Source organism: Nocardioides sp. (assembly GCF_034670285.1).
Taxonomy (GTDB): Bacteria; Actinomycetota; Actinomycetes; order Propionibacteriales; family Nocardioidaceae; genus Nocardioides.
The window spans coordinates 1-6,670 of record NZ_JAXMNS010000200.1; the positions used below are offsets into that span (position 1 = coordinate 1).

Here is a 6,670-nt window from a genome sequence, read left to right on the forward strand (position 1 = left end):
AGTACGGCAACGCCGCGAACGCCCTCGCGCACGAGGAAGGCACCGGCCCCGAGATCCTGGCCGACCTCCCGTCGGTCACCCACGTGGTGGCCGGTCTCGGCACGACGGGCACGCTCATGGGTGTCAGCCGGTTCTTCCGCAAGCACCAGCCCGACGTGAAGATCGTCGCCGCCGAGCCGCGCTACGGCGAGCTGGTCTACGGCCTGCGCAACCTCGACGAGGGCTTCGTGCCCGAGCTGTACGACGCCGACCTGATCGACTCGCGCTTCTCGGTGGGCCCGCGTGACGCCGTACGACGCACGCGCGAGCTGCTGGAGGCGGAGGGCATCTTCGCCGGGATCTCGACCGGCGCGATCCTGCACGCCGCGCTCGGCCAGGCGGCCAAGGCGGTCAAGGCCGGCGAGCGCGCCGACATCGCGTTCGTCGTCTGCGACGGCGGCTGGAAGTACCTCTCGACCGGCGCCTACGAGGGCACGATCGACGAGGCCGAGGACCAGCTCGAGGGCCAGCTCTGGGCGTGAGCGCTCAGACCGCTTGCCGAGTGGTGAGGTGGGCCGGCGCCGATCGCAGGAAGGCCCGGTCGGCGTTCAGCTCGGTCACCAGCTCGCTGGCGACGTACAGCGTCTGGCGCAGGTAGGTCTCGGCGCGAGGCCGGTCGTCCAGCTCGAGGGCGTAGACGGCGGCAGTGAGCCCCTGCACGACGTCGTCGCCGGCCTCGGTGACCTGACGGCGGCGTTGCTGGGTCAGCTCGGTCTCGGCGAGGCGTGCAGCGATGGTGCGTGCGACGGCGTCGTCGACGCCGAGATCGGCGACGATCGCAGCCACCAGCGCGGTCCGGTCGGTCCACGTGGCAGGGTCGGACAGCAGGTCGGCCAGCGTGCTCACGGCGCACCACCTCCGAGGGAGGGTTCGGCGACTGTCGACGTGTCGGCAGCCAGTGGGGGGATTTCCTACGTCAGGTCTCCCGTGCCCATCTACGGTGTGGACATGCGTGCGCGTCCGGCTCTGATGTCCGTCATCACTCTCCTGCTCGTGGGCGCCGTGCTGGCCCCGAAGACACCGGCGGCTGCCGAGGAGGGCGCGGTCGTCAACCTCGAGGCGCCCAGCGTGCGCGGCACGGCCGCCTTCGGTCGCACGCTGCGCGCGGATCCCGGGGCGTGGGACCCGGCCGAGGTGAGCCTCACCTACCGGTGGCTGCGCGACGGCGAGCCGATCGGCAAGGCACGTGGGTCGTCGTACGACGTGCGCCGTGCCGACCTCGGTGGGCGCCTGAGCGTGCAGGTCACGGCCACCCACCCGGACGGCGAGGAGGCCGGCCGGAGCAGCGCGGTGTCGGAGTCGACCGACCGGGTGCGGCGCGGCACCCAGGTGCTTCGTGTGCGACCGCGGGTGATCGGTGTCCCGCGCTACACCCGCACCGTCCGCGCGACCGCCGGGCGATGGAAGGTCGAGTCCGACCGGGTCAGCTATCGGTGGCTGCGCGACGGCAAGAGGGTGAAGGGCGCCACCGGTCGCACCTACCGCTTCGCCCCGGGCGACGTCGGTCACCGACTGCGCGTCCGGGTCGTCTCGCACGTCGACGGCTACCAGCGGGCAGTCTCCGACTCGAAGGTCCAGGGACGGGTCAAGCACCGCGTCGGCGTGCAGCGCACCGCCACCTACTCGGTCACCACGCGGGGCCGCATCACCGCCAGCGTGAAGGAGTTCGCGCGACTCGCCCGTCAGACCTTCAACGACGCCCGCGGCTGGCGGTCCAAGGGCGTGCAGTTCCGCCGCGTCGCCAGCGGTGGCTCCTTCAGCCTGGTGCTGGCCGAGGCGAGCACGGTGCCGAGCTTCTCCAGCCAGTGCAGCGCCACCTACTCGTGCCGGGTCGGGCGCTACGTGATCATCAACCAGACGAGGTGGCAGCAGGCGACCCCGCCCTGGAACGCGGGCGGTCGGTCGCTGCGCGACTACCGCCACATGGTGGTCAACCACGAGGTCGGGCACTGGCTCGGCAAGGGACACTCCAGCTGCCCGGGAGCAGGACGCCCGGCACCGGTGATGATGCAGCAGTCGAAGGGCACCAACGGGTGCGTCTTCAACCCCTGGCCGACCGCGGCCGAGCTGCGCTGAGCCGGCTCAGCGCGCCGTGAGGCGCAGCGGGCGCTTCTTGCCGAACCGGCTGCCGGGCATCGGATCGACGCCGAGGAGCCCGAGGGCGACGTTGGCGACGTCACCGTTGCGCACGGGCTGCTTGCCCTTCAGGCGGGTGCGCTTGCGCTTCGGGTCGCGGTAGCCCGGGTTGACGTCGTAGAGGTCGACCGGCGAGATGCCCGGCCCCCAGACGGAGAACGGCACGCGGTAGTCGGCGAGCTTGTCGGCCGGACTGTGGTCGGTCGTGCCGGGCAGACCGCCGTGGTCGGAGGTGAGCACGATGCTCAGGTCGTCGAGGGCGGGTCGCCGGTCGGCGTCGTCGAGGATGCCGCCCACCAACCCGTCGAGACGTCGTACGGCGCGCAGGTAGGCGCGGCTCATGAAGCTCTTGGCGTGGCCGGTCTTGTCGGCGAGACCGAGGTGCACGAAGGTCACCGCGCGGTCGCGGAGGAGGTCTCGGCGCACGGCCTTGACGACGGCGCCGTCGCGCTCCTCCTTGATCGTCACCCGGTCGAGCGCCGCGGGCCAGGAGCTCGCGAAGAGCGAGAACTTCGTCTTGGTGGCGAACAGCGCGGTGCTCAGGCCGGCGTCGTGGGCGGCGCTGAACAGCGACTCGACGTTCTCGCCGGCCGCGGCGTGGACGGTGGCCGGTCGGCCCGGGTCGTCGTCGTTCCAGGTCACCCCGTGACCGCCTGCGGAGGCATCGATCCGGCGTCCGGTGACCATGCTCGTGTGGTTGGGCAGCGTCACGGTGAGCTCGCGCTGCGTGCGGGCGTTCAGCGTGGCCGCGCCCTCGTCGACCAGGCGCCAGAGGCTGGGGGCGCCCTTGCGGCCGAGCTTGCGCAGGGCGTTGGGGTTGAGGGCGTCGATCGAGATCACCAGGACCTGCGGGTCCGGGTCGTTGCGGCGCTCGAGCGCCGACGGTGCCCGATCCGAGGCCCGGTCGGGGGCCCGGTCGGAGGTGCCCTCGGGCGTGGGCTCCGCGGTCGCGCTCGACGGCACCGTCAGGGCGACGGCGACGAGCGAGACGGTCGCGAGGAACGGGCTGAGCCGGGTGATGCTGCGCACGAAGACCACGCCTCGCACCCTACGTCGTCGGCGAACCGACGGGCAGGTCGTAGGTTGTTCTCGTGCACCAGCCCCCGCCGAGTCGCGCCGACGGTCCCGCCAGCGAGCCCACCCGTGAGCCCACCCGTGAGCAACGCGACGCCCCGATCGGCATCTTCGACTCCGGCTTCGGCGGGCTCACGGTCGCGCGCTCGGTCATCGACCAGCTGCCGCACGAGTCGCTGCTCTACGTCGGCGACACCGCGCGCCAGCCCTACGGGCCCAAGCCGATCGCCGAGGTGCGGGAGTACGCCCTCGAGTGCCTCGACCACCTCGTCGACCTCGGGGTGAAGGCGCTCGTCATCGCCTGCAACTCCGCCTCCGCGGCGATGCTCCGCGACGCGCGCGAGCGCTACGACGTCCCGGTGGTGGAGGTCATCTACCCGGCGACCCGGCGTGCGGTCGCGGCGAGTCGCAACGGCCGCATCGGCGTCATCTGCACCGCCTCTACGGCGGAGTCGATGGCCTACGACGACGCCTTCGCCGCGGCCCCGCACCTCGAGCTCAGCACCCGCACCTGCCCGGCGTTCGTCGACTTCGTCGAGGCGGGCGTGACCGGCGGCGACGAGCTGCTCGAGGCCGCCCACTCCTACCTCGACCCGCTCACCGAGGCCGGGGTCGACACGCTGATCCTGGGCTGCACCCACTACCCGTTGCTGACCGGTGTCATCTCCTACGTCATGGGCGGCGCGGTGACCTTGGTGAGCAGTGCGGAGGAGTGCGCGAAGGACGTCTACCGGATGCTCGCCGACACCGGACTCATGCGCGAGGACGGCGAGCCGACGTACCGCTTCCTCACGACCGGTTCGCCGGCCGAGTTCGAGACCATCGGCCGCCGTTTCCTCGGACCTGAGATGGTGGAGGCCACCCAGTTCGCCGGGGCCTATCGAGGGGGACGCCTGTGAAGCTCACGATCGTTGGATGCTCAGGGTCCTACCCGGGCCCGGACTCGGCTGCGAGCTGCTACCTCCTCGAGGCCGACGTCGGCGACGGCGAGGAGAAGCGCACCTGGCGGATCCTGCTCGACCTCGGCAACGGGTCGCTGGGTCAGCTGCACCGCTACGTCGACCCGCTGACGATCGACGCGGTGCTCATCAGCCACCACCACGCCGACCACTGCCTCGACATGTGCGGCTACTACGTGATGCGCAAGTACCACCCGTCCGGGCCGCCGCCGCGGATCCCGGTCTGGGGTCCCGCGGGCACCGCCGACCGGGTCGCTCGCGCCTACGAGCTGCCGCTCGACCCGGGCATGCACGAGGAGTTCGACTTCCGCACCTACGACGGCCCGTTCTCGATCGGGCCCTTCAGCATCGTGCCGATCCCCGTCGAGCACCCGATCGAGGCCTACGGCCTGCGCATCACCGCCGACGGCTCGACCCTCGGCTACAGCGGCGACACCGCCCCGTGCGAGGGCCTCGACCGGGTCGCGGCCAACGTGCGCCTGCTGCTGTGCGAAGCGTCGTTCCGCGACATCGACGACAACCCGCCCGGGGTGCACCTGACCGGCGTGGACGCCGGCTCGGTCGCCGCCCGGTCGCAGGTCGGTCGACTGGTCCTGACGCACGTGCCTCCGTGGTTCGACCGCGACGCGATGGAGGCCGAGGCCCGTACGGCGTACTCCGGTCCGGTCGAGCTGGCCTCGGCGGGCGGCGTCTACGAGCTCTGAGGCGGCGTCGGCCCTCATGCGGCACAGTGACGCCATGATCACGGTCGAGCACCTCTCCCGGCGCTATGGCGGCTTCACCGCCGTCGACGACGTCAGCTTCGAGTGCCGTCCCGGTCGGGTGACCGGGTTCCTGGGACCCAACGGCGCGGGCAAGACGACGACGATGCGCATCATCGTCGGACTCACCTCGGCGTCGTCCGGGACCGCGACGATCGGTGGCCATCGCTACGGCGACCTCCCCAACCCGGGCCGCCACGTCGGCGTGCTGCTCGACGCCGGCGCCCAGCACGGCGGTCGCACCGGGCGCGAGATCCTCACCTTGGGCGCTCTCACCATGGGGCTTCCCCAGGCGCGGGTCGACGAGATGCTGCACCTCGTCTCACTCTCGGGCGAGGAGTCGACCCGGCGGTTGCGGCACTACTCGCTCGGCATGAAGCAGCGTCTCGGGATCGCCCACGCGCTGCTCGGTGACCCCCGGGTGCTGATCCTCGATGAGCCGGCCAACGGCCTCGACCCGGCCGGCATCCGCTGGATGCGCGGGCTGCTGAAGGGCTACGCCGACCGCGGCGGCACGGTGCTGCTCTCGAGCCATCTGCTCCACGAGGTCGAGCTGATCGCCGACGAGATGATTCTGATCGGTCGGGGTCGGATCCTCGCCCAGGGCGACAAGCAGAGCCTGCTCGCGAGCAGGTCCGGCACTGCGACGAGCGGCACGCAGGCCTCCACCCGGGCCTCCACCCAGGCCTCCACCCAGGTCAGGTCGCTGGACGACGACCGGCTGGTCGCCGTCCTGCGCGAGCGGGGCATCGCCGCCGTCCGCGGCCCCGGGGGAGTGAGCGCACCGTGCGCGAGCGTGGACGTCGGCCGCGCGGCGGCCGAGCACGGACTGGTGCTGACCGACCTGCGTGCGGTCGAGGGTGGTCTCGAGGACCTGTTCCTCGAGCTGACGGCCGGCACGCAGCGAGAGGAGCCGGCGTGGCCTCGCTCGTGCCGAGGTCGAGCTGCGCAAGGCGGTCAACACGCTGGCGAGCTTCTGGCTGGTCGCCGCGATCGCGGTGCTGATCATCATCGTCGAGGGCGGGTTGCTGCTCGTCGTGCTCCTTCAGGACGGTGAGTCCTCCGCGGGCGACTTCGCCTTCTTCGCCAGCTACATCACTGCGGTGGTGCTGCCGGTGCTCGCGATCATGCTGGTCACGAGCGAGTGGACCCAGCGCACGGCGATGGTGACCTTCGCCCTCGAGCCGCGTCGCGGCCGGGTGCTGCTGGCGAAGTACATCACCGGCGTCGTCCTCACCCTCGTCGCGGTGCTGGTCGCCGTCGTCGTCGGGCTGGCGTGCGCGCTCGTGTGCCAGGTCGTGCAGCCCGACCTCACGTCGTTCGACCTGGGTGGCCGGTTCCTCGGCGGCTTCGTGATCACGCAGGTGCTGGCGATGAGCCTCGGCTTCGCGCTCGCGTGCCTGCTGCTCAACACCCCCGCCGCGATCGTCGTCTTCGTGGCCTACCGGGTGATCCCGGTGTCGGTCTTCGGCGTGCTCGCGGTCAACCTCGAGACGTTCGCGAAGGTGCGGCCGTGGATCGACTTCGAGTACGCCCAGGGCCCCCTCTACGACCTCTCGGTGTCGGGTGCCGAGTGGGGCCACCTGCTCACCGCCGGCGCACTCTGGCTCGGGCTGCCCCTGGCGCTCGGCGTCCTGCGGATCCTCCGGGCAGAGGTGAAGTAGCCGTCAGCTTCTCGCCGAGTCGGCGCGGACACGCGCC

8 protein-coding genes are annotated in these 6,670 nt (G+C 71.6%); 6 read left to right on the plus strand and 2 right to left on the minus strand.

Translation table 11 applies throughout. The features are described 5' to 3' along the window. On the plus strand, window positions 1-521 hold a 521-nt coding region (locus VOI19_RS11265), incomplete at its 5' end, for a pyridoxal-phosphate dependent enzyme (protein WP_323793059.1). A gap of 4 nt (window positions 522-525) precedes the next feature. On the opposite strand, the gene VOI19_RS11270 is transcribed toward VOI19_RS11265, so the two are convergent. After that, on the minus strand, window positions 526-885 hold the full coding sequence (locus VOI19_RS11270) for a hypothetical protein (RefSeq protein WP_323793060.1): 360 nt from the start codon (window positions 883-885) through the stop codon (window positions 526-528). A gap of 102 nt (window positions 886-987) precedes the next feature. Here VOI19_RS11270 and VOI19_RS11275 point away from each other — a divergent pair, with 102 nt between their 5' ends. Then, entirely contained in the window at window positions 988-2,115 is a 1,128-nt protein-coding gene (locus VOI19_RS11275) for a DUF3152 domain-containing protein (RefSeq protein ID WP_323793061.1), read from the plus strand. 6 nt (window positions 2,116-2,121) lie between these two features. Here the strand turns inward: VOI19_RS11275 and VOI19_RS11280 are convergent, their stop codons facing one another. Beyond that, complete coding sequence (locus VOI19_RS11280) at window positions 2,122-3,213, minus strand: alkaline phosphatase family protein (RefSeq protein WP_323793062.1); 1,092 nt, start codon at window positions 3,211-3,213, stop codon at window positions 2,122-2,124. 137 nt (window positions 3,214-3,350) lie between these two features. Between VOI19_RS11280 and murI the strand changes: the two genes are divergently transcribed. The 4 genes from murI to VOI19_RS11300 are packed head-to-tail and all read left to right on the plus strand — an operon-like array spanning window position 3,351 to window position 6,633. Further along, the gene (murI, locus tag VOI19_RS11285) at window positions 3,351-4,148 is read left to right on the plus strand and encodes a glutamate racemase (protein ID WP_323793066.1); all 798 of its coding nucleotides are present in this window, start codon (window positions 3,351-3,353) and stop codon (window positions 4,146-4,148) included. Further along, window positions 4,145-4,912 (plus strand): MBL fold metallo-hydrolase, encoded by a 768-nt coding sequence (locus VOI19_RS11290; protein WP_323793063.1) that lies wholly within the window; start codon window positions 4,145-4,147, stop codon window positions 4,910-4,912. Before murI ends, VOI19_RS11290 begins: the two co-directional genes overlap by 4 nt. Window positions 4,913-4,946: 34 nt before the next feature. Next, entirely contained in the window at window positions 4,947-6,026 is a 1,080-nt protein-coding gene (locus VOI19_RS11295) for an ABC transporter ATP-binding protein (RefSeq protein ID WP_323793064.1), read from the plus strand. Continuing rightward, entirely contained in the window at window positions 5,968-6,633 is a 666-nt protein-coding gene (locus VOI19_RS11300; protein ID WP_323793065.1) for an ABC-2 transporter permease, read from the plus strand. The genes VOI19_RS11295 and VOI19_RS11300 overlap by 59 nt, the downstream gene beginning before the upstream one ends. Window positions 6,634-6,670: the final 37 nt, after the last annotated feature.

Bases quoted from the DNA above. Each gene is read 5' to 3' on its own strand.
- VOI19_RS11275 (WP_323793061.1), top strand. From the start codon at position 988: ATGCGTGCGCGTCCGGCTCTGATGTCCGTCATCACTCTCCTGCTCGTG.
- VOI19_RS11295 (WP_323793064.1), top strand. From the start codon at position 4,947: ATGATCACGGTCGAGCACCTCTCCCGGCGCTATGGCGGCTTCACCGCC.